Source organism: Petrocella sp., assembly GCF_059865615.1.
In genome coordinates this window covers 1-22,817 of sequence record NZ_JCBCDA010000063.1, presented here as the reverse complement: position 1 = coordinate 22,817, position 22,817 = coordinate 1, and the positions used below count along the sequence as shown (strand labels likewise).

Annotated in this window: 20 protein-coding genes and 4 pseudogenes; 4 read left to right on the top strand and 20 right to left on the bottom strand. The window is 35.8% G+C overall.

The window, feature by feature from the left end; genetic code table 11:
* From AC6F8J_RS07410 to AC6F8J_RS07360, 11 genes and pseudogenes are all read right to left on the bottom strand, one after another.
* A pseudogene (locus tag AC6F8J_RS07410) lies at window positions 1-267 on the bottom strand (CheR family methyltransferase); the annotation flags it as partial.
* A gap of 56 nt (window positions 268-323) precedes the next feature.
* A complete protein-coding gene (locus AC6F8J_RS07405; protein ID WP_500722110.1) occupies window positions 324-2,057 on the bottom strand; it encodes a methyl-accepting chemotaxis protein in 1,734 nt (577 codons plus the stop codon).
* An 18-nt stretch (window positions 2,058-2,075) separates the two neighbouring features.
* Entirely contained in the window at window positions 2,076-2,549 is a 474-nt protein-coding gene (locus AC6F8J_RS07400; RefSeq protein ID WP_500722108.1) for a chemotaxis protein CheW, read from the bottom strand.
* A gap of 42 nt (window positions 2,550-2,591) precedes the next feature.
* Entirely contained in the window at window positions 2,592-4,691 is a 2,100-nt protein-coding gene (locus AC6F8J_RS07395) for a chemotaxis protein CheW (RefSeq protein WP_500722106.1), read from the bottom strand.
* Window positions 4,692-4,709: 18 nt separating this feature from the next.
* Window positions 4,710-5,066 carry a response regulator gene (locus AC6F8J_RS07390; protein WP_500722104.1) on the bottom strand — a complete coding sequence of 119 codons (357 nt, stop codon included), beginning with the start codon at window positions 5,064-5,066 and terminating at the stop codon, window positions 4,710-4,712.
* A gap of 54 nt (window positions 5,067-5,120) precedes the next feature.
* Window positions 5,121-6,374 carry an ATP-binding protein gene (locus AC6F8J_RS07385; RefSeq protein WP_500722101.1) on the bottom strand — a complete coding sequence of 418 codons (1,254 nt, stop codon included), beginning with the start codon at window positions 6,372-6,374 and terminating at the stop codon, window positions 5,121-5,123.
* A gap of 371 nt (window positions 6,375-6,745) precedes the next feature.
* Window positions 6,746-7,138, bottom strand: coding sequence for a response regulator (locus AC6F8J_RS07380; RefSeq protein WP_500722099.1), 393 nt, complete (start codon window positions 7,136-7,138; stop codon window positions 6,746-6,748).
* A gap of 1 nt (window position 7,139) precedes the next feature.
* Window positions 7,140-7,760, bottom strand: coding sequence for a TetR family transcriptional regulator (locus tag AC6F8J_RS07375; RefSeq protein ID WP_500722096.1), 621 nt, complete (start codon window positions 7,758-7,760; stop codon window positions 7,140-7,142).
* A gap of 161 nt (window positions 7,761-7,921) precedes the next feature.
* Window positions 7,922-10,486 (bottom strand): HD domain-containing phosphohydrolase, encoded by a 2,565-nt coding sequence (locus tag AC6F8J_RS07370; RefSeq protein WP_500722094.1) that lies wholly within the window; start codon window positions 10,484-10,486, stop codon window positions 7,922-7,924.
* A 511-nt stretch (window positions 10,487-10,997) separates the two neighbouring features.
* A pseudogene (locus tag AC6F8J_RS07365) lies at window positions 10,998-11,956 on the bottom strand (IS110 family RNA-guided transposase); the annotation flags it as partial.
* Window positions 11,957-12,082: 126 nt separating this feature from the next.
* Window positions 12,083-12,226, bottom strand: a pseudogene (locus tag AC6F8J_RS07360) (IS110 family RNA-guided transposase); the annotation flags it as partial.
* 288 nt (window positions 12,227-12,514) lie between these two features.
* Here AC6F8J_RS07360 and AC6F8J_RS07355 point away from each other — a divergent pair.
* Both AC6F8J_RS07355 and ansA read left to right on the top strand, forming a co-directional pair.
* Window positions 12,515-13,171, top strand: a complete 657-nt coding sequence (locus AC6F8J_RS07355; RefSeq protein ID WP_500722091.1) for a DUF5698 domain-containing protein — start codon at window positions 12,515-12,517, stop codon at window positions 13,169-13,171.
* Window positions 13,172-13,210: 39 nt separating this feature from the next.
* On the top strand, window positions 13,211-14,224 hold the full coding sequence (gene ansA / locus AC6F8J_RS07350; protein WP_500722089.1) for an asparaginase: 1,014 nt from the start codon (window positions 13,211-13,213) through the stop codon (window positions 14,222-14,224).
* Between the two features lie 148 nt (window positions 14,225-14,372).
* Here the strand turns inward: ansA and AC6F8J_RS07345 are convergent, their stop codons facing one another.
* The 9 genes from AC6F8J_RS07345 to AC6F8J_RS07305 all read right to left on the bottom strand — a co-directional run bounded on the left by AC6F8J_RS07345 (window position 14,373) and on the right by AC6F8J_RS07305 (window position 21,613).
* Window positions 14,373-14,609 carry a hypothetical protein gene (locus AC6F8J_RS07345; RefSeq protein ID WP_500722087.1) on the bottom strand — a complete coding sequence of 79 codons (237 nt, stop codon included), beginning with the start codon at window positions 14,607-14,609 and terminating at the stop codon, window positions 14,373-14,375.
* Between the two features lie 90 nt (window positions 14,610-14,699).
* Window positions 14,700-15,041 (bottom strand): hypothetical protein, encoded by a 342-nt coding sequence (locus AC6F8J_RS07340; RefSeq protein WP_500722084.1) that lies wholly within the window; start codon window positions 15,039-15,041, stop codon window positions 14,700-14,702.
* A 173-nt stretch (window positions 15,042-15,214) separates the two neighbouring features.
* On the bottom strand, window positions 15,215-15,469 hold the full coding sequence (locus tag AC6F8J_RS07335; protein ID WP_500722082.1) for a permease of phosphate ABC transporter: 255 nt from the start codon (window positions 15,467-15,469) through the stop codon (window positions 15,215-15,217).
* 186 nt (window positions 15,470-15,655) lie between these two features.
* The gene (locus tag AC6F8J_RS07330) at window positions 15,656-17,176 is read right to left on the bottom strand and encodes a DNA recombination protein RmuC (protein ID WP_500722080.1); all 1,521 of its coding nucleotides are present in this window, start codon (window positions 17,174-17,176) and stop codon (window positions 15,656-15,658) included.
* A gap of 142 nt (window positions 17,177-17,318) precedes the next feature.
* Complete coding sequence (locus AC6F8J_RS07325; protein WP_500722078.1) at window positions 17,319-19,115, bottom strand: alpha-amylase family glycosyl hydrolase; 1,797 nt, start codon at window positions 19,113-19,115, stop codon at window positions 17,319-17,321.
* 137 nt (window positions 19,116-19,252) lie between these two features.
* Complete coding sequence (locus tag AC6F8J_RS07320) at window positions 19,253-19,447, bottom strand: hypothetical protein (protein ID WP_500722076.1); 195 nt, start codon at window positions 19,445-19,447, stop codon at window positions 19,253-19,255.
* Between the two features lie 31 nt (window positions 19,448-19,478).
* The gene (locus AC6F8J_RS07315; RefSeq protein WP_500722074.1) at window positions 19,479-20,012 is read right to left on the bottom strand and encodes an alpha/beta fold hydrolase; all 534 of its coding nucleotides are present in this window, start codon (window positions 20,010-20,012) and stop codon (window positions 19,479-19,481) included.
* Between the two features lie 266 nt (window positions 20,013-20,278).
* Window positions 20,279-21,424 (bottom strand): TraB/GumN family protein, encoded by a 1,146-nt coding sequence (locus tag AC6F8J_RS07310; RefSeq protein ID WP_500722073.1) that lies wholly within the window; start codon window positions 21,422-21,424, stop codon window positions 20,279-20,281.
* On the bottom strand, window positions 21,425-21,613 hold the full coding sequence (locus tag AC6F8J_RS07305) for a hypothetical protein (RefSeq protein WP_500722072.1): 189 nt from the start codon (window positions 21,611-21,613) through the stop codon (window positions 21,425-21,427).
* A 265-nt stretch (window positions 21,614-21,878) separates the two neighbouring features.
* Here AC6F8J_RS07305 and AC6F8J_RS07300 point away from each other — a divergent pair.
* A pseudogene (locus tag AC6F8J_RS07300) lies at window positions 21,879-22,584 on the top strand (DDE-type integrase/transposase/recombinase); the annotation flags it as partial.
* A partial coding sequence (locus AC6F8J_RS07295; protein WP_500722113.1) for a transposase occupies window positions 22,524-22,817 on the top strand: 294 nt, incomplete at its 3' end. The pseudogene AC6F8J_RS07300 and the gene AC6F8J_RS07295, both read left to right, overlap by 61 nt.

The following is a 22,817-nucleotide window of genomic DNA, read 5'->3' as shown; positions in this document are numbered from 1 at the left end:
CATCAAATAATTAAAGTGCTCCGATTCGCGCATAAAATAGGTATGGTTGGTGGTGATTTTATCAATCAGACGACTCAGTTCCTTACCTTCTTTGTCGTTTTTAAGCAATTGATAATAAGCCATAAAACTATTTAAGTTATGGTCTCTGACGATACTACCCAATCGACCAACGAGCAGTGTCTTTTTTTCATCTTTCAAATGTATACCACTATGTTCTTTTATAAAGTCTGTAATAAGTCTAAACTCATCTTCTGATATATGTATCATGTCACACCCACTTATTAAAGGGAGACAAGTCTCCCTTCATAATTTATGATTCTTGCTTAATATTTCTCAAAATCCGTATCACTTAGAGTAATCTTTTTGCTTTGTTTTTTAGATTTTATGTCTTCACCATTTTTCATGTCTTCTAACATCTTAAGTACATCCGGATGTATATCATCATACCCTTGGTTTCTATTGCTTTTAGCATGTTTTAGTTTGAACGTCGCCACTTGTGTCTTAAGCATATCCGCTTGACCGGATAGTTCCTCACTGGCTGCAGCGGTTTCTTCTGCTGTTGCACTTGTGGTTTGAACCACATCGGATATTTGCATAATACCTTGATTGATCTGCTCAATGCCTTGGGCTTGCTCGTTGGACGCTACGGCTATTTCGCCAACAAGTTCCGCTGCTTTTGAAACACCTTCTACAATCATATTTAAAGCTTCGGCTGTTTCGTTGGCAAGCTTTGTGCCACCTTCTACTTCTTTGATAGAACCTTCTATCATGCTGGTGGTTTCTTTGGCTGCATTGGCTGATCTTGCAGCTAAGTTCCTTACTTCTTCGGCTACAACAGCAAATCCCTTACCATGTTGTCCGGCTCTTGCGGCTTCAACAGCTGCATTGAGGGCTAATATGTTGGTTTGGAAGGCTATATCATCTATAACTTTGATAATCTTAGATATGTTGTTGGAGGAATCATTGATGCCTTCCATGGCTTTGACCATACCTGCCATTTGAGTATTCCCTTTTTCTGCATATTTTTGTGCGGAAGCAGACATTTCTTTTGCTTTTTCTGCGTTGGCAGCGTTTTGTCTGGTCTGGACTGCGATTTCTTCTATAGATGCTGTTAATTCTTCTACAGAGCTGGCTTGTTCGGTAGCACCTTGGGATAAAGACATACTGGAATCAGAGACTTGTGTTGATCCAGATGCCACTTGTTCAGAAGCTGAATTAATATTGGTCATAACTTCATTGATGTTGTTTGTCATTCTAAGGAATGCCTCAGCCAAAATACCAATCTCGTCTTTGGACTCAACGTGGATCTCAATATCAAGATCTCCATCTGCAATACTTTTTGCTGCCGCCACCATTTTATTGATTGGTTTCTTGATAATGTTGGATATATATATACCCAGTATAATCGATACAATTACGCCTAATACAGATATGGTCATAATCAACGTTATTGCTGTCGCTACTGCTTCGTCTCCGGCAAGATTTGCTTCATCCGCCAAGTCATTATTAATCTCTTCTACTCTTAATAAACCTTCTTCTGCCGGTATAAATGCTTCAGCAGAAATGCTGTTTGCATTTAGTAAATCATTTAAAAGGCTGTCTTGATTAGTGGTCTTCTCTCTAACCGCTACATCATATTTTTGAGATGCTTCAATAGATCTATCGACTGTAATGCGCCATGCATTCCATAAGGGTACGAATTTCTCCCATTCTTTTGCTTCCTCTTCCGATTGAGGTAATGGTTCATATATGGCCCAATATTTTTCGCTTCGTGCAAATGCATCTTCTATATATTTATACTCTGCTGTTCTTTGCTCAACTGGAATTTGAGAATTTGCTAAGTTTCTAAGTCCTGCTCTTACAGCTGTTTGAGATTCACGAATCATTAATAGTGCATTTACACTTGGTAGTCTTACATCCGCTACTTCTTGTAAATGTTCGTTTAACGTGTTCGTACTTATATATCCAACAAGACCAATTGCACCCGCAATTATTGCAACCGCTATAAAGCCAATAATCAGTTTTACCCCTATTTTTAAGTTTAAATACCATTTCATATGATGCTCCTCCTCTTATTATTCATTCGCATGATTTAATTCATTGACTTCCTTCTCATCCAGTAACTTTTCACAATCTAAGATTAACGTTATTTTTTCTTCACTTTTTCCCACGCTTTTTATGTATTTGCGTCCACCGGTATTCAAGTTCGGTGGTGGTACAATGTTATCTTCATTTATGTTTAAGACTTCTGCTACAGCATCTACGATGATGCCAATGGACAGTTGTGCCACATCTATGACGATGATACAGGTTCGGTCATTATAATCCTTGGTTTCTTTGTTAAACTTAAGTCTGGCATCCATAACCGGTATAATCTTACCTCTTAGGTTAATAATACCTTTTATAAAATGAGGCAATTCCGGCAGCACAGTTATGGGTTGAATGCCTATAATCTCCGTCACATACAAGATGTCGATGCCATAACATTCGTCTCCCAAGTAAAAGGTTAAAAACTTGCCCTTTTGGGTGTCTTCTTCTTGTTCATCCATAAAATTATTCATGCCTTCATTCATCTTATCACCTTTATCCTTTTATTTTTCATGAACATTGGATAGTTCGAATTCTCCCACATCCAGTATTAAACTGATGCTACCATCACCTAGCAAAGTGCAACCACCTAAACCTTTTATTTGCTTATATTTTTTTATGTAATTAGGTAGCGACTTGACCACAACCTGTTGTTGACCTAGTAATTCATCGGCCAGTAAACAACAGCTTCGGTCATCTTCCTCCACCATAATTAATATACCCTTTTCATAATCCTGAACATTTGTTTGAAGTCTATAGTGTTCGTAGAGCTTTATGATCGGATAACATAGACCTCTAACCATAATCATTTCTCTTCCTTCAGGGTCTCTTATAATTTCTTTGTTAAGGGGTCTGAAAGATTCCTTTATGGATACAATAGGTATAGTGAATCTAGAGTCCCCTACTTTGACGTTCATCCCTTCTATGATGGCTAAGGTTAAAGGTATTTTTAGTATGATGGTTGTGCCTCTACCAAGAACACTGTCTACGATGACAGAGCCGCCAATACTTTCGATATTTTTGGCGACTACATCCATACCCACACCTCTACCGGAAAATTCTGTCACTTGTTCTTTCATGGAAAAGCCCGGGTGTAATATTAACCGGTAGATATCCTTATCATTCATATCCTCTATAGATTGATATATTAAGCCCAGATTATAGGCTTTTTCATAAATTTTTTCCTTGTTTAGACCTTTACCGTCGTCTTTGACGATAATCAGTACGTCACTGCCCGAGTTCTTAGCTTCTAGAGTTAGATTGCCTTGAGGGTCTTTTCCGGCAAGTCTTCTTTCTTCTGCGTCTTCTATACCATGATCAATAGCATTTCTTATGATATGCATCAAGGGGTCTGCTATTTTTTCTATAATGTTCTTATCTACTTCTGTTTCTTCTCCATATACGTCAAGAACCACCTCTTTGGATAGCTTTCTTGTCATGTCTCTAACAATTCGGTGCATTTTCATAAAAGTTGTAGACAGTGCCACCATTCGTATGGCCATGACCATATCTTGGAGTTCACTGGATATTTTATGCAGTTGTCTCGAGGCTTTGTCAAAGCTCTCTATCTCTAGTCGCACCACTTCCGGATTCTGTGATACCATGGCCTCTGCTATGACCAATTCTCCTACCATATCCATGAGTTTATCCAGCTTATCTACATTCACACTGATGATGCTTTGAGCTGCTGTTGCTGTGACTCCTTGCTTACTATCTTTTTTTTCTTTTTTATTTTTTTGAATTTCAACATATTTTTTGGAAGTTTCCGGTATCTTAATTTCGTCAGATATCTCTTGGTCTTGATAGATGACTTCAAATTCTTTGAACCATTCCTGATCGGCTTCTTCAAATTCTAGTTTTTCTAAAAAAATGGTGCTGTCTAGATATTTATGAATGTCTTCTTCATAAGCTGTTGATCTGATGGCCATGTGAAAGCCATTGGAACGAATTTCATCAACCGATTGATCGTTGTCTATGATATCGCTGGGTTTGTAAAGTACCTCTTCAACCAAATCCACAATATTATGTATGATTGTATAAGCTCTGATGTTCTCCATCTCACAGTTTTTTTTAAAAGTGATTTTGACTTTATAATACTTGGCTTGATTTTCTTTTCTATTGGGACTAATATAGTATTTCTGATCGACCTTAGGCTTTTCTTTATCTTCTTTTTTTGTTTTATCAAGTCCGTTATCTTTTTTTAGCTTAACAAGATAATCATTGACTTTATCTGTCAGACTAGCAGTATCACCATCCGGTGTTTCTCCGTTTCTGATTTTGATCATTTCAATCTTATAATAGTCTACACTTTCAAGTATACAGTCTACTAAGGTAGCAAAATCATATTCTATAGTCTTGTTTTCTCTAATAACATAGAATATATCTTCAATCTTATGAGCTAATGTACTGATTTCATTAAACATCATCATGGCCGATGAGCCTTTAATGGTATGCATAAAACGAAAGATTTCGTTCATGGCTTCCCCTGAAAATGTGCCTACTTTTTCGCTTTGTATCATCAGTTGCTCAAGGGTTTCTATGATCTGTGAAGTCTCATAGACATAAGCTTCCAACATCGGTTCATCAATATATGAATTTTCCAACTCTTCTCCTCCCCTCGTTTATGATTTCATACTCTCCAATACTTCAATAAGCTTGTCTTCTTTAAAAGGCTTAACAATAAATGAGTTGGCACCATTCATTACTGCTTCTCGAATGAGTGCTTCCTGGCCCATAGCTGAGACCATCACAACCTTCACTGTGGAACTTATTTTTTTTATCTCCTTTAGGGCTTCTATACCTGAAAGGTTTGGCATGGTAATGTCCATGGTAATCACATCCGGTCTATACTTTTTGAACTTATCTACAGCATCTTGACCGTCTTCTGCCTCGCATACAACCTCATATTCCTCTTTTTCAATCATCCTTCTAATCGCAACCCTCATAAAAGATGCATCATCTACAATCATTAATCTCATCGTTTTCCCTCCGTTATTAATTTATAAATCTTTGATTTTGTGTTATATTGTTGATTATCGTATGGTATAGGCCGGTAAAATCATTGTAAAAGTAGTGCCATAATCAAGAACACTTTCCACAATCAAATCCCCTCCACAGCACATTAACATCTGCTTGCACATTGGTATGCTGATACTATCACTTTCCTTATAAATATGTATAAAATCATGATGATAAAATTCATTGAATATATACTTAAGTCGGTCTTTCTCAATGCCTTCTCCGTAATCTATTACATTAATCTTCATATAGCTAATCTTATTTTCTCGGTTTCGTTGACTTTGGAGCTTGATACGTACTTTATTATTTTTGGTATGGTTTTTTGCATTGATTACCAATTCTCTGAGGACAGATATAAGCACTTTTTTCTCAATAAATATTTCTAAATCTTTATCTTCTGATTGTTCAATGCTTATATCCATATTTTCTCCATCAAGGCTCTTTACTTCACTCATAACCAAGTTGTAAACATTATGATGGGTGTATTCAAATTCCATACCCTGTATATCAATGTATTTGGATATCTGATTGATTATATTTCTGGTATGTTTCATCTCAAGAACCATGGCTTCAAATAATTCTCTATTATTTTGACCTACTTCGTCAACGTCTATAAGTTGCATCATCCCCATCATACCATTAAGGGGTGTTCTTAAACGATGGTTGATATCTTTGAGAAATTGGTTTTTTAATTGATTGGCCTTATCCGACTGTTTCATGGCATGTTTTATCTTATTTTCATTGTGAAGACGTTCTGTAACATCCATAAATAGTACAGCAAATTCCCGGTTTTCTGTCGGATAGGCTCTTACTTCATAATATTTATCAAAAGCTTTAGAATAGTTAACCACACTCCTTGAAGTTCTCTCCAGTGCCACTTCCTCAAAGAGATCAATCCAGTATCTTTCTGTATTAGGGATTACCTCTAATACCATCTTGCCAATAATGTCTTTTTCTTTAAGCCCTGTTATTTTCTCAAAAGCGGCGTTAACCGCCAAATATATAAAATCTACTGGTTTACCTAAGTCGTCTAAAACAATACGGTGAAGTGCAAAGGCCTCTTGTGCATTCATTAATAGCATATTTTGAGATTGGTTGGTATCTGCATAAGCGTTATATATGTGTTCATCATAGATACTTCTGACGTAGGCCATGGCTATAAGAATAAATATAGCAATTATTGAACTCAGTTTTCTGTCAAAGTCAACCTCTGATAGAGAGGCAAATGGCAAGACAACTATAAGGTAAATAAGAATATAATTTTTCATCCTACTTCTACTATATAAAGAATATAGTGAAATCAAAAGAAGTAGTAAATGACTGGTGATATAAATATCGCTCCTAGAATAATAGGCTATAACTGTGCTGACTATTGTTATGGTCCATAGTAAATGATTTAACCTTAGTTGGTATTTCTCTGTCCATGCTTTTATAAAACTAGATACAAGTACTATACTTAGTAATCCCAAAATGGCAATATTCACATAGGTGTTAAAAAAAAAGTGGTTGCCGTCCGTGTCCATGTATAATCTGACCAAAATAAAATATACAATAATATAAACAATATTAATAAATCTTAATGAACTTTCTCTATATTTCCAATAAGCCACACTTTTACCCCCCCTCATTTATAGTAGCTCTAAATTAAATTAATTTTTTTTAATACTTCATCAAATTTCTCAACATCAATCGGTTTCCATGCGTATGCTTCACAACCATATTTATAAGCTTCTTCAACGGTTTCCTTATCGTTTAAAGCGGTGGTCATAATGATTTTAGAAGGCTTCATCCCTTCCTTCATAGAGGTTCTTTCAATCTCTCTTATGGCCTTCAAAGCTTTGATGCCATCTATTTTTGGCATCATGATATCTAAACAAATTAATTCATATGGATTCTCCATCTCAATGGCATTCATTGCCAAATCAATGGCCTCAAGGCCATTCATGGCCACATCACAGTTACCATATTTGGATAGGTATTTTTTCATAAATAAGCGGCTGGTCAAATCATCTTCTGCAATAAGAATCTTCATATTACATCTCCTCTTTTCTCTCTTCATCTTTCTCTTTTATGTCTTCATTTTCATTAATATTGCCCAAAAGCTTCATTACATAATTCAGAAGGCGTTCCTTTAAAGAATAATGCATGCCTGTCATACGCCATTCATAAATCTGAGCAAATAAGGTACCATGTATCATACTGGCCATTTCTTCACTGTTGAATCTACTGTTTTTTAGAAGTGTTTCTTTATTGAGTCTTATTAGATTTTCTAAAAAACTTATGCGTTTCTTTACAATTTCTTCCATTCTAGTCTTCGTTGTTTCGTGATAATAATATAAATCCATTGAAAACATTACTGTAGTCAGTTCAACGTAATTCTCATAAAACTCAATAAATCTTTTAATATAATACCCAATAACATCATAACCGGATAATGGACTTTCTTTGATGGTGTTGATGATTCTTTCGTCATACTGCGCATAGGCTTCCACAATATGGTTCAATATCTCCTGTTTGTTATTATACTGTCGATATAATGCCGGTTCTGTTACCTTCTCAAGTCTTGCGAGATTTTTTGTCGTTACACCACTTACACCTTCACTGTACAACAGATCAATGGCACTGATTAAAATCTTGTCTTTTCTTTTTATCATATTTCACCTCGTTAGTGTTCACTAACCTAGTATAGCATTCATCTAAATTCAATTCAATAGTCAGAAAATTTTTTTTCTATTTTCAGTATATTTGCAGTTACTCTTCTTATAAAGTATGAAAAAATAAGACCCCTAAAGGTCTTATTCCTATTATTACTTAATTATAGTCCGATATTATGGTCTAAAAAAATGTTAACAATCTCAGGATCAAACTGTGTTCCTGCATGTTTTCTAAGTTCTGCTCTGGCTTCTTTATGGTTAAAAATCGCTTTGTAAAGTCTTTGAGATGTCATCGATTCGTATGCATCTGTCACACTTATGATTCTTGCAATCAATGGAATCTCTGTGCCTTTCAGGCCTCTAGGATAACCTTGTCCATCCCATCTTTCATGATGTGATAAGATATCCTCTGCTAATGAAGAATAAGTATCCACGGATTTTAGAATCAAATAGCCACTTTCAGAATGCTTTTTGACTTCTTCATATTCCTGTTCAGTCAATCGATCTGATTTATTCAACACTTCATCTCTAATAGCAATTTTACCAATATCATGTAGATGACCGGCTGTTACCAGTTCATTTAAAGTCTGAGTCCCTAAATTCATGGCCTTACCCATTTCTTGACACAAATGAGCAACTTGATCAGAGTGTATTTTTTCTCTTACGCTTTTCTCATTCAACGTTTTTATAATAACTTGTATGGTTTTATTGCGCACACTTTGGCTCTCTGTTAGTTTTTCACGGTACATCTTATCCTCTGCTCTAATAAAAACATCCGATATCAACTGGTCTTCAATGGTTTTTGTAGCACATCCTATGGATACAGATATGACCACATTATCCATCTTTTGTTTAAGAGCACCTTTACGTATTCGATCTGCTATTTTTTTTGCCTCTGTTGTATCTGTTTTTGGTAATAGAACAATAAACTCATCCCCACCAATTCTGGCGATGATATCATCTAAACGACAGTGTTCTTTAATGACTCTAGCCACATGCAATAATAACTGATCACCTACCAGATGTCCAAATGCATCGTTGGTTAACTTAAGGCCGTTTACGTCTAGCATCATGATTGAAAGTGGTAGATTACGGGGTACATCCAATCGTCTTTGTTCTTCTTCATAAAAACGACGGTTATAGAGGTCTGTTAGTTGATCGTGATAACTAAGTTTTTCTATGCGTATTTGGTCCTGCTTTTGCTCAGTAATATCCCTCAGAATAGATAAAACACCTTGATCCATAAACTTAATCATACGCATTTCATAATAATGCTGTTTGCCTTCTATCTCTAAATCGTATTCAAATCTTTGAAGTTGTCCGGAGTTCATCGCTTGATAAATCGCACGCATTCCTATAACGACAATTGACTCAGGCATGATTTCACTTAATGCTTTATTCATAAAGTGTTCTTTTTTAATATACAGCATATCCTCCTGATTCACTAAACAATCTAAGAAGATACCCTCTTCGTTTAAAATGAAAATAATATCCGGTAGGACCTGAATAATTGCTCTATTTTTTCTTTCACTGACTTCTAGAGCTTGCTTGTTTTCTACCAGCTCATCATTTTGACTTCTTAGTTCTTCTTCTACCGCTGTTAATTGTTTTAACGCTGCATAAAGGTCTTTATTAGCCCTTTTCAGGGCCATTTGGTTTTTGTTCATTGATTTAAAATAATCTTCGGTTTTTTCAAGAACTTTATTTGTTGTTGTTCGAAGGTCAGAAAAAGGATCACTTGGTTTTATTGGTAGGCGGTACGTGACGTTCTTATCCACTGATATTTTTTGTATATCTTCATCCAATTCACTAATTGGGTTAATGATATATTTCTTCTGTAAAATAAAGACTACAAATAAAATTATAGTGGTGGACAAGGCGGTAATTAAGAAAATAATCATGTTTTGAAAGCGTTGATTTACAAAATCACTCATTGGTGCAAAACTACCAATAACCCACCCCGAATCATCAAAGGTACGCCATCCCACATAGCCAATAATACCATCTAAAGATGTAAGTAAAATCCCATTTTTATTTTTTGATAATTCTGTTAAAAGGTCAACTGATAAATCACCTAAAGAAAGGGTTAAATCCGTCATGTTTTCATAATCCGAATGCAATAATACATTGCGATTATTATCCAATAAGAACATATAGCTTTCATCTGATATTTTCTGTTCTTCAAGTAAATTCAAGGTACTTTCAAGTAAACTATCGCCTGCTACAACACCTAATAAATGGTTTTGATGATTATAAACCGGTTTTGCGAGTGTTACAATCCAATTGTCTTTTGATGCATTCAAGTATGGATGGGTTATAATATGCTTATTTTCATTTAAAGCGGCAATATACCATGGCCTTGCCAGTAAATCAAATGTCTCCGGCGGTATAAAACCACTACCATTAATCATTTTGTTTTCCGGTGTGCCAAAATAGATAGATTGAAATGTTGGATTGCTTCTCATCAAAGCTTGCATAAAATCAACTATTTTCTCCTCATCTTTCTCTATAAGGATAAAACTTTCCACCGCTTCTAATGCTTTCTGATTTCTCTGTATATGTCCATTGATTTCACTTGCCATATAATCTAATCTGCTATCGATTGTATTTTCCACTTCCATCTTAATAGATTCAATATAATTATTGTACTGAATCCACATGGTTAGGCCGATGATAGCAGCCATTATTACACCAATACTATAGTAATTTTTTATGAAGGATTTCATCTGGTTGCTCCTAAGTCTGTTCAGTCCATTCTAAGATTGGTTGCAAAAACCCCTATTCCTTGCGATCCCCCCATAATATACATCCTAATGATTGATAATTTTTCATGGCAAATGCATAAAAACTAAGTTTGCAAATATTGTATGCTTAGTTACAACAATAAGATTCTGAAATCTTAACCCTATATTTAATAATGATTCTATTCTACCACCATACGATGGCGTTATCAACTTATTTGCAGTTCCTTTCACCTATTCAAGACTAATTCTATGTATAAATAGATCAATATACCTATTAATGTGGACTATCTAGTATTTATCTTGCTGCACCACTGGCAATTCCAAGATGAATGGTGTAAAATGGCAAGTGTCTCACTCAAATCCGAATCCAAAGACACAATCATCCCTGCAGCTTAGGAGGCTATTGTGAAAAAATATTTAAACAACCAATAAATTGGAACAACTAATAAGCTGTTGCATAAACAGCCAATGAACAAAAACTAGTTAAATAAATTTACGAAGCTTCTAGGGGTTCAGTAAGTAGCCCCTCCTTAATAAGAAGTTTCATTGCTTGTTTGATCGCCTTAGCTTTCGGTTTTTCAACAAGAGGCTTTGGCATATCAGATTTATAAAGGTCGCTAGGGTTCCATGCTTCACCCGTTGAGAACATTTGGTAAATAGCAGTAAGAATCATTCTGGCGATAGCGATAATAGCACGTTTTTTACCACGGCGCTTCATAATACGTTCATATTTTTGTTTGTAGTAAGGGGAATCAGTAGATTTCACGGCTGCATGAGCACACTGTACTAATGCAGGTTTTAGGTAGACTCCGGCACGTGTTATTCTAACCGATTTTTTCTTACCAGCAGATTCGTTATTGCCGGGAGTTAGACCAGCCCAACAACACAAACGTTTAGAAGAAGAAAATTGAGACATATCTGTACCAATTTCAGAGACTATAGTAATAGCACTGCTACGTTTTACCCCTGGAATGGTACAGAGTAACTGGACAGTATTTTCATAAGGAGCAATCAAAGAATCCAATTTAGTGTCTATATCGTTTATCGTAGATGTGATATAATCCAAATGTGCACGGACAAAGTGCATACGATATTTTTGGGAGTCAGTCATCTGATGCCCTTCGATAGATTCAATGACACTATCAGACTTTTTCTTAAGTGAACGAAAGAGTCTGGAAGAAATTAGTTTGTAGCGGTACCTAGTATATTCACGTAGAATACGAATGGATTTACAAGGAATAAAGCTACCAGGAACTAATCCTAATCGAAACAAATCCCCAATCCACTTAGAATCTTTGGTATCGTCCTTGTTACCTTTAACAGCTTTGACCCATTTGGGGTTGGCGATGGTGACGTTGATTTCGTCTTCCAAGAGGTTAAAAACAGGGACCCAATATTTACCGGTAGATTCCATGCAAACATCGAAGCATTGATTTTCAATCAACCAATCTTGGTTAAAGGGTCAAAACTAAGTTTCACTAAATTCGCCTACCATATGTAGATTACGTTGATACATTCATAACTACATATGACAGGTGAAAGTTCAACTATATGGTTTTGACGCCTTAACCAATCTTAGAATTGTAAAATAGAATTGTTGAATGTGGAAAAACGTTTCTTTTGATAAGAAGGTGTAATACCTGAAGTGGTTTTGATAATAGTAGCCACAAAGAAAGCTTTGTGAACATCAATACCGCAACAGGTTTGATAAACAACTTTCATAAAAAACTCCTTTCGTAAAAGATAAAGAAGCCATTGACTGCTTCGCCACACATTTAACTAGGTGTTAAAACAATTCTTAGTGTACGGTCTTATAGAGCCACTTATTTGTCCTTGAAAGGCGAAGCTCACATTGATTATTATACTGTCTAAAACAAAAAAGAGTTTAACGACTCCTCCTACCGTGCTTTTTAGTATAGCTTCATGAGCTAATTCTATCAAGGAGTTTGAGGTAGTCAAGAACTTTAATAACTATTTGTGCCGCCGTTTGGCGGCGGAATGGAGATTATCATGAAAGAAATCATCCTAATCCTTATTTTACAACTCTGTTATGTTCCTATGTTGGCACTAAGAACCATTAGTATGGTTAAAAAGCTCACTTTACTTACAGCCATATTCGGATTTCTTGAAAGTCTAATTTATGTGTTTGGTCTTGCAATCGTCATATCTGGTGAACAAAGCCTCTTACAGATGCTTGTTTATGCACTTGGGTTTGGATTGGGACTTGTAGTGGGTATACATATAGAGAAAAAAATTGCTATTGGCTATAATACTGTTGTTGTTAATATCAGCCACAAAAATGATAATTTGATTGATCACTTAAGACTTCAAGGCTTTGGCGTCACCGTTTTTCAAGGAGAAGGAAAAGATAGTGCCAGATATCGAATGGATATTTTAACAAAGCGTACGCGTGAACTTGAACTTATGGATATCATCGATCATTATGAGCCGAGTGCTTTTGTTATTGTTTATGAACCGACACGCTTTCAGGGCGGTTACCTTGCTGTTATGATGAAAAAGCAAAACAAAGTTTTCCCTAAAGGGTTCAAGGCTAAAAAACTTCCTCCTACACAAACGGAAGAAACCTCGCCATCATGGATTAAGAAAACCGCAGAAGGAATCGCTTTTGAGCTTAAAGAGCTTTCTAGTCATGATTCAACCGAATAAATAAAAAGAAACAAAATAGATATACTCAAGGAGCGATATATGAATAAAAAAGTATATATTATCTATACTGGTGGTACGATTGGCATGATTAGAACCAAAAAAGGTTATGCCCCCCAAAAAGGTTATATGCAAAAAGAGCTTGATAATATATCAGAGCTAAAAGCAGATATCATGCCGGATTATACTATAAAAGAATATGAACCCTTGCTTGATTCTTCCAATATGACCCAACAAGAATGGATAAAGATCGCAAAAGATATTGAAAGCAATTATGATGATTATGATGGGTTTGTAATCTTACATGGGACAGATACTATGGCCTACACTGCGTCTGCACTATCCTTTATGCTTGAAAACCTAAGCAAACCGGTTATATTGACAGGGTCTCAGATTCCTTTATGTGAGATTAGAAACGATGCCAGAGAAAATATTATTGCAGCGGTACAGATTGCAGCAGAATCTGATGTTCCGGAAGTCTGTCTCTATTTTGGTGGAAAGTTATTAAGAGGGTGCCGAGCGGTTAAAACCAGTTCAGATGCCCTTGATGCTTTTGAATCTCCTAATTTTCCTCCTCTTGCCATTGCAGGCGTGCGTATTGATATTAATGAATCTCTAATTAATAAGAAAAACGGAAAGAAGATGAAAGCATTTGAGTATGGGAACTATCCCATTACTGACATGAAGATTTTTCCGAGTATCTCAACAGAAGTCATGGAAAATATTTTAAAGCCACCTCTTAAAGGCATTATTATCGAAGCTCTTGGAGCTGGGAATATTCCAAGTAGGGATGAGCGACTTGGTTTGGTATTAAAAGAAGCGGCTGATAGAGGGGTCATTATAGTGGTATGTACTCAATGTCTTAAAGGCTTTGCGCATATAGGCGAGTATGAAACCAGCGCTTTTTTAGTAGAAGCAGGCGCAGTCAGCGGGTATGATATGACACCGGAAGCTGCAGCAACAAAGCTCTATTACTTAATGAGCAAGGGTTATAATCAGGAAAAAATTAAACATTTGATGTCAGAGAACTTAAGGGGAGAATTGTCAAGAAATTAGAATAGGAACAAAATAAAATATAAACATAAAAAAGCAAGGCCTAAAAGGATACCAATAGCCTTGCTTTAAATAATTATGCCTTGTTTTATTTTTTTGCAACATCCTATTACCGGTTATAGGGTCAAGACTAAGTATCTAAATTTTTCATTTACTTCTTTTTATTTTTCTTATCTTTTTTATCCATCTTGTCATTGATTTTCTCAAGAATACTCTCTTTCATATCCGCTGCCTCTTCTTTTGCTTTAGTGACTTTATTCTTTACTTTGCCTTCAAACTCCATTTTTTGATTACCTGTTGCCTTGCCAAGATTTTCTTTTACGCCACCTTCAATTTTATTTTTTAAATGCTCTGCATCTTTTTTTATTTTTTTTCCTATATCTTTCATATATGTTCTCCTTTTTTGACTATTTCGGCTTTAAGTTCCTAATTCTTTTTATTATTTTTCTTAAAAGTACGCTTTACCATATAAAAGCCTCTAGTCTTCTTCTATGTTTTGAGCGTTTAATAATAACTCCGCTTGGTCAAATAATCTGATCGGCACATATATATCATAACCGTACATGCTACTTCCCATGGCCACTGTTAAGTAATCGCCAATTTGTTCGCTCTTCTTAACGGCCGGTATCTCATAGCTGTTCATTAAAGCAATGATGATATCTGCTTCCTGTAAGGTATAAACACTACAGAGTTTTTTAATCTCCTCTAATTGGTCGTTTCCAACTTCATCTGATTCCTCTTCCACTAGCGTCACTGCACAGTAAGTACAGGTTGTCTTGCCTTTTTCATAGTCACGTTTACATTTAGGACAATAGGACATGATCTCACTCCTTCTAGAATAATAAGGGGATTCTTAAGATTCTTAAGACTATTATACCATACCCTATGATTATTACTCAAACCAACAAAAGTTTTTTACACTTAGCTAATCAATACAATAAAAATAAAAAGCTAAAATCATTTCTGATTTTAGCTAAAGCATATCCATTCATATTACTCGAAATATTCAAATTCGTCTAGCAACATCGGTACAAATTTCATCATAATTGGTGTCAATGTTACACCTATAACCAATGCCCCTATAACACTGTAAACAGCTTTATGCTTTTTAGGTATACAGATCCCTAATAATACACCTACTGAGAATACACATAACTTAATAAGAGCCAAATCTTTCCAAGTTGATTCTTTCATATACGCATCTGTAACGGTCATACATTTTTCAAAACATTCTCTACATCGTTTCATTATAAAACCTCCTTATAAATTTTGTTTTCTATTATTCGCTTCCATCAACTAACTTTAAAAAACTTGTTGAAATTATGCCAATCAAATAAATGGGTCAGTATATCATGGCGCATTAAGCAGTTCACCTTCACCTTCACCTTTATTATAACATAAGTTAAGATGGTTATAAGCCGCCAGATTTATTTTCTATTCTATTGAATCTATATCTCGAAGTAAGGCGCCAGGTAGTTCTTTTTTGGTTTTAAGACCAAGATTTTTTAACTTGGTGGCTTGTACTACCAAGTTATCATTGCCTGTACTTAATTGCTTATAGGCACTTCTGTACTTTTCCCCTGCTTTATCAATAGACTGTCCCACCGCCTCAAGGTTCTCAATAAAGCCTACGAACTTATCATAAAGTTTGGCACCTCTTTCTGCAATCTCCAGTGAATTTCTATTCTGGTACTCTCGTTTCCATAAATCTACAATCATTTTCAAGGAAGTGATGAGATTCGTGGGACTAAGGAGTATGATTCTCTTGTCATAAGCAAAATTCCATAGATCCGAATCCCCTTGTATTGCCGTGATGTATGCAGGCTCGCTTGGAATAAACATCATAACGAAATCTAGGGCTTTATCATAATCATCATAGCCTTTTGCACTTAGTGCTACAATGTGATTTTTTATAGCGGATACATGCGCCTCCAGTTCCTTTTTCTGTTGATCCACATCATCGGTTGCAATCAATCTGGTAAAGGCGTTTAGTGATACTTTAGAATCAATAATAACATTTCTATTATCCGGATACTTAATCACGGCATCCGGACGCATTTTCTTACCTTCCAAATCGGAACGTATCGCCTTACCGTTATCATCTAGTAATTCATGTTCAATAAAATACTGTTCGTTTTTTCTAAGGCCTGATTTTTCCAGAATGCTTTCCAGAATCATTTCTCCCCAACGACCTTGGGTCTTTGCTTCTCCTTTTAACGCCTTTGTCAGATTCTTGGCTTCTTGGCTAATCTCCTGATTAAGAACCGCCAGTTCCTTGACCCTTTCTCCAAGTGAAAATCTTTCTTTTGATTCAATATTATAGACATTATCCACTTGTTTTCTAAAATCTTCGATATTTTTTCCAAGTGGTTCTAATATATTCTTAAGATTGGTTTTATTCAGTTCAGTAAATCTCTCTGTTTTGGTGTCAAATATTTTATTAGCAATATTTTCAAATTCCAGATTGAATTTTTTGCCCATTTCTTCCATGGTATCCATTTGACGCTTTAATTTTTCATCAAGGGCTTCGTTGTTGGCTTTCTCAGTGGCAAGTAGCTGATGCGTCTGATTCAAGTCCATCTTCAGGCTTTTCATCTCCTCTTTTAGAGATGTCACCTCTTTTTGCTTTTCCTCTAACATCATAAAATTCGCGTCTTGATTGGCTTTAACCTTGGCTAGTTCCTGATGATTCTCCTTTAATTCATAACGCACAGATGATAGATTCTCTTCAGTTAGAACCCGTTCTTTTTCCATTTCAGTGATTTTTTCCTTTGCTGTTTCTAATTGAACTTGTACCGTTGCCCTATAGGTTGCAACTTCCACTTCAAGTTCATTGTATCTTTTTTGTCCGTTTTCTCTTTCAGATTGATATTTTGATACCAGCTTTGATTTGGTCATGAGCCATCCCAACAATAGACCCACCATAATTCCGGCTACTAATAAGATTATTTCCATTTGCTTTTCCTCCCCGTATACAACATCACCGCTTAATATTCATTGTACTTAACTTGAATGACTTTTTCTAAAGAGATTATCTTATTAGGCTTTTACTCACTAATAGATTCACTTATCACCTATCATTATTACAGAAAATGACTTACTGTTTTTCTTGTGATAATATAATGGCACTATAAGGAGCGATATCGATATTTGCCTGTGACAAAAAATCATCCTTCTCATTTGCTTTTGATTGAATAATATGATGTCCAATGCCACCAAAGTCCTTGTCATAGTTTTTACCATCGCTATTAAGTCTAACAATCCACTTCCCAGCAGCAGGCAGATCAATTAGATAATTCTCATAGACATGAGATGAAAAGTTCGCCACAACAACAACACTGTCTGACGGTCCGCCTGAAGCCCAACGATGCCAAGCGATGATCTTATCGTCCTGGTTTATGTGGTACACATCTACCTCTTGACCGGTGAGTCCTTTTGTTTGACCACCACAATTCAATCGAAGTTTAATCAAATCCTTATACAATTGGAGTATCCCTGTAAACTGTTCTTTTTTCGTCCAATCAATAGGGTCTTGATCATGAAACCAGTCGTCTTCAAGAAATTCCTGACCCTGAAAGATCATAGGAATTCCCGGTGTTGTGAAAATAAGCACCGCTCCTAGTGTTGATTTCTTTTTTGCTGCCCATGATGATGCGTTTCCCGGATCGACTTCTTCGGGTATACGTGCTTTGCCATTGGCCACTTCGTCATGGGATTCCGTATAGATGACCCGCTCAAAAGCATTCAGGTGGTAGCGATGCAAAATAGCATTTCGAATGGCATCCATATCTCGGTGAGCGTCATCAGCCCCTATCAAGGCAGTTCGAATAGCATGTACAAAAGGGGCAGCCCACTGCGAACTAAAACCGGCGCCTCCATCATTCTTAGACTTTGTTAGATATGCGTTGTTCTGAAGATCCTCGGCAATAGTGAAAGAATGGGGATTATATTTTCTAATTTCTTCGTTTATCCACTGCATAAGACTCCAACCTTCTGGTAGATCACTTTGAGAATCCTTGTTATGGCCGTATACATTACGGATAAAAGCGGTCATGTCCCAACGCAGACCATCCACATCATACTCTTGAAACCACATCAAGGCATTGTCACAGATATATTCCCTTACTTCATTACGTCCATAATCCGGCCGCGTTTCTCCCCATGGGGTAGTTGATCGCCAGTCATTATAGAAGTAAATGCCTCCCTTCTCGTTTTCATGCCAACCATCAAACTGCCACAAATCAAGGTCACTGGGGCCAAAGTGATTGTAAACCACATCCACAATAACTGCAATTCCGAGTTTGTGGGCCTCATTAACAAATTCTCTGAAATTCTGTGGCACTCCATAATTACTTTCTACTGCAAAAATATGAGATGGGTTGTATCCCCATGAGTATCCACCTGCGAACTCCGCCAGTGGCATTATTTCAACAGCATTAATGCCAAGTTCCTTGAGATAAGCCAGACGTTTGATAGCACCTTCTAAGTCACCTGGACCAGGTTCTGTACCTTGCTTCCCAAAGGTTCCGATATGGAGTTCATAAATTATCATTTCATTCAGTTTTGGAGGCATAAATATTATTTCTTTCTCAGTTCGTTCGGATTTGACAATAATCGCATTGCCCACTGAGTTAGTTACCTGATGTGCATAAGGATCAATTCGAAAATACTCATTGTTTTCATTGACAATACGATATCGGTATTCATCACCAAGTTTAGCTTCGGGTATATCAATAGACCACCATCCGTTTTCATTTTCCCTCATCTGATTCGCAGTCTTCTCCCATTTATTGAAATCTCCCACAACAAACACCGCGTCTGCATTAGGTGCCCACACAACAAATCGGTATCCTTTTTTGATAGGTGTTGAGCCTTTTTTGTTAGAATATCCCATATCTTCATCCTCCTTAACTCAGATGGTCTTATTGTATCCTTCCATAATCTTCTCTGATTTAATATAAAAGTGCTTTTTTCTTATTGAAGATTTTCAGAGACCATCCTTTATAGAAGATCTATTTTTTTCAAAATCATTCATTCTATTTCCTTTACATCCTGAAACTCAATCAAACACATACACTTTTTATGCCAACGCTCTTGTTGCTTCTTTGATAGGTTCAGCTTACCTTGGTTTTCCTCTATGATTTTGTACAAGATCTTTTCCTTGTCATCACAATAAACCAAATGTACCAAAATAATCACCTTACCTTTAATTAATATACTACACACTTATCATTATAACCTACTAGAATAGAATCAACTATTTATACTTCCTAAGCCATGCATCCAAGAGATTCTCAAATTGATCCGGTTGTTCTAAGAAGAAGGAATGGCTTGCATTGGTTAACAAACTGACTGTGGCTTTTGGATACTTATTGAGCCTATTTATCATGTCTTTGTACCCCACCACATTATCCTGATAACCTAGAAATATGAGTGTTTTATGGCGATGAATCATGTGACTGTTCTCGATAATGGTACTTAGATATTCATTGTCATACAAGGCTTTAAGAAAGGATCTATCTGCAAGTGCGATTGCTCTTGAGAAATCCGCTTCTGTACGTTGACAGGTCCTCTTGTTAATGACCACCATCTCACTCAAATAGCTTTTTTGCTTTTCTTCACTTAATGTCACAAAATACGAATGGTCAATCTCTTGATTGATTATTTGTGCTTTTTTTCTCAAGTTAGATTCTGGTATGACGACAGGGCATATGAGTACCTCACCTATGACTTGTTCATTTAATAACTTGGCAATCCCCTGTGCCAAATACCCACCATAAGAGTAGACCATGAAGTGTAATAAGGGGGAGTCCTTTACCCATACTTGTGTAATGAATGGTTTGTCCTTGCACTTCAATTAACATAATGCCTCCAAATGCTATTTAATCTTTTATCCAGTATACTATAGTACCAATGGGTTTTAAAGTCTAACTCCCAGTATCTATAAAATATTATTCATGGCTTATAATTATGACATACCGAAAAGTAAAATGCCCCTCTATTTTCAAAGAAAATAAAGGGGCTGGTATAAATGTTTTTTGAAATTCTAATACTATTTTATTCTTGTATGTCTATCACTTCATATCCCAGTGAACTTAAACCTTTAATAATGCCATTATCATTTAGCATATGCCCTACGCCAACAACAAAAAAATAGTCTATCTCCGCCTCATTTTCGAGCAAATTTTGAACATAAGCCGTCATATGTGCATTTCTTTCATCCCAAAGCTTTTCTGAAAATTCCTTCTCAATATCTGTCATTGTTTCTTCTGTAAAGATCAATCTTTCCAAAGTCTCAACATCACCGGATTTCCATGCTGATAACAAAGAACCAATTAAGTTATTGGATTGTTCTTCCTCCATTAATGCACTAACTAAATAACCTTCTTGAAGTTCTGGTGAAAAAGAGTCAAATAAATCAATCTGATACTTTAATCCCTCAACTTCTACAATAGGAATATGTCCATTGGCTAAGTACTGAAAATACATATCAATCCCCATCGTAGCTGAATATGATGCATTTGACATACTTGTTGATTGAAGTAACATCGCCGCATACCAAGGTTTTAACTTATTATAGACTTCCGGTTCAAGTCCCAGTGCACTTATTTTATCCACATAGATGCTGTATGTATCTTCTGCTAGGTATTTATCAATTGTTGCATCGCCTTCTAGCATCATCTTTTGCTGAATATATGCTGTATCCTCTGGATTAACCATTAGAATATTAGCTTCAACCACTAGGGCCTGAGATGAAATAAAAGCCTGTAACACTTCTTTACTTAAAGGATAAACCGAATCATCAGTTACATGAATAGAACCTAAAAGGTATACTGTATTGTCTTCATCAGATACTTTCCAAAGGGCTCCTTTTGAATCAAGACCCAAAGTATAAACAATATGATCATAAACGCGTTTTGAAAATACCAGCATTTCTTCTTTACTACAAATATCATCCAATGCATAATCATAATTAGAACGACCATTTATTAAACCCTTATCTACAAAATATGCCATTACTTCTTCTACATTTTTAACCGGCTCTTCAATATTTAATACAAGTTCAATCATATCATATAGTTCGTCAATAACCTGTCCACGCGTAATAAAGCCACCTGTTAAGTCTGTTGTATCGTTAACTTCAAATTTACTTTGAAAGCTCTCTAGTACTTTCAAAAAATCATTCAGTGTAGCATCTTTCAACTAACCTTGGTATGTAGTTGTTTCACCTAATCCGTAGGTATTTGCCATTTGCACCTCCCAGACAGCCCAAGGACTTGGTGTTTCAGGAACTGTTTGTATTGGCGTAGCTGTTTCAATCGCGTATACACCTTGTCTAAGCAACATGGCTACAAATATTAATACTACTACATAACGTCTTAATCTCTTCATTTTTTCATACTCTCCTTTTTTCTCTTTTTCATCCTTAATCTCTCAGATAAATTTTCTCTAATGACCAATACATGACTTTCTTCTCTTCTGTAATCATTTGAACTTCACAAGCCATACCTCCTTTAATATTTTTCTTTTCACCTTTAGATTAGATACCTTCTATATGATTTAATTTTGCTACCCCCATTTTTTATTATAATTGCTCTCTCATTTTCCTAGTATTTATTTTTATTTCTGGTTAAGGTGTCAAAACTCAGGAAAAAAATCAGCAATGTTTAGAGTCCTCAAACTTCCAAGAAGTACTTATTACTATCAAGTCGATTTGAAAAAAGATGAATCTGAGCTTGTTCAGAAAATCAAAAAAGAACTGCCAAAAGAAGGTTTAAAAGTCTCCCGCCGACGTATTGGCCGCATTATGAAGCCGAAAGGCTTGTTTCTTCACATACTGTATCCCAATATAAGCCTCATGTTGCAAAATGCAACGAAGATAAAGCGCCAGTTTAGTTAATAAAAAGTTTGATGATAGGGACCATCTAAATGTTGTGGTAAGAGATTTAACCTATATTAGGGTTGTGGCAGTTGGGAATTACATATATGTCCTTATAGACCTCTTCAATCATGAAATAATCAGTTACAGTGCTGTTAGAAATAAGGATGCTAAGTTGGTGTCACATGCGTTTGCTTCAGTAAAAAACAATCTATCAAAAATCAATATTTTTCACACTAATCGAGGCAATGAATTTAAGAACAAAATCATTGATGAAACACTTAAGACTTTCGTTATCAATCGGTCACTCAGCATGAAAGGTTGTCCTTATGATAATACTGTTGTAGAAGTAAGCTTCAAAATAATTAAGACAGAGTTTGTTAGGCAATATTCTTTTGAGAACTTCGATGAATTGAACTATGAATTATCAGATTTTGCTTACTGTTTCAACAATCAACGAATCTGTTCATCGTTAGACTATCTGGAAACAAACCATATAAAACGAGTTATTATGAAAAAACAGGCATATATCGTGCATCATTTAATAAGAAAACGTGTGAACACTGTCCTCTCCGCGAACAGTGTGGTGCTAAGCTACAAAAGAAATCATCATTTGTAATGGTAACTGAAAACATGGTACAACGTGCTGCTTATCTTAAAAAACTATCATCAGATGAGTACATTTCTTTATCCAAAAAGAGAAATGGTGTTGAAGGG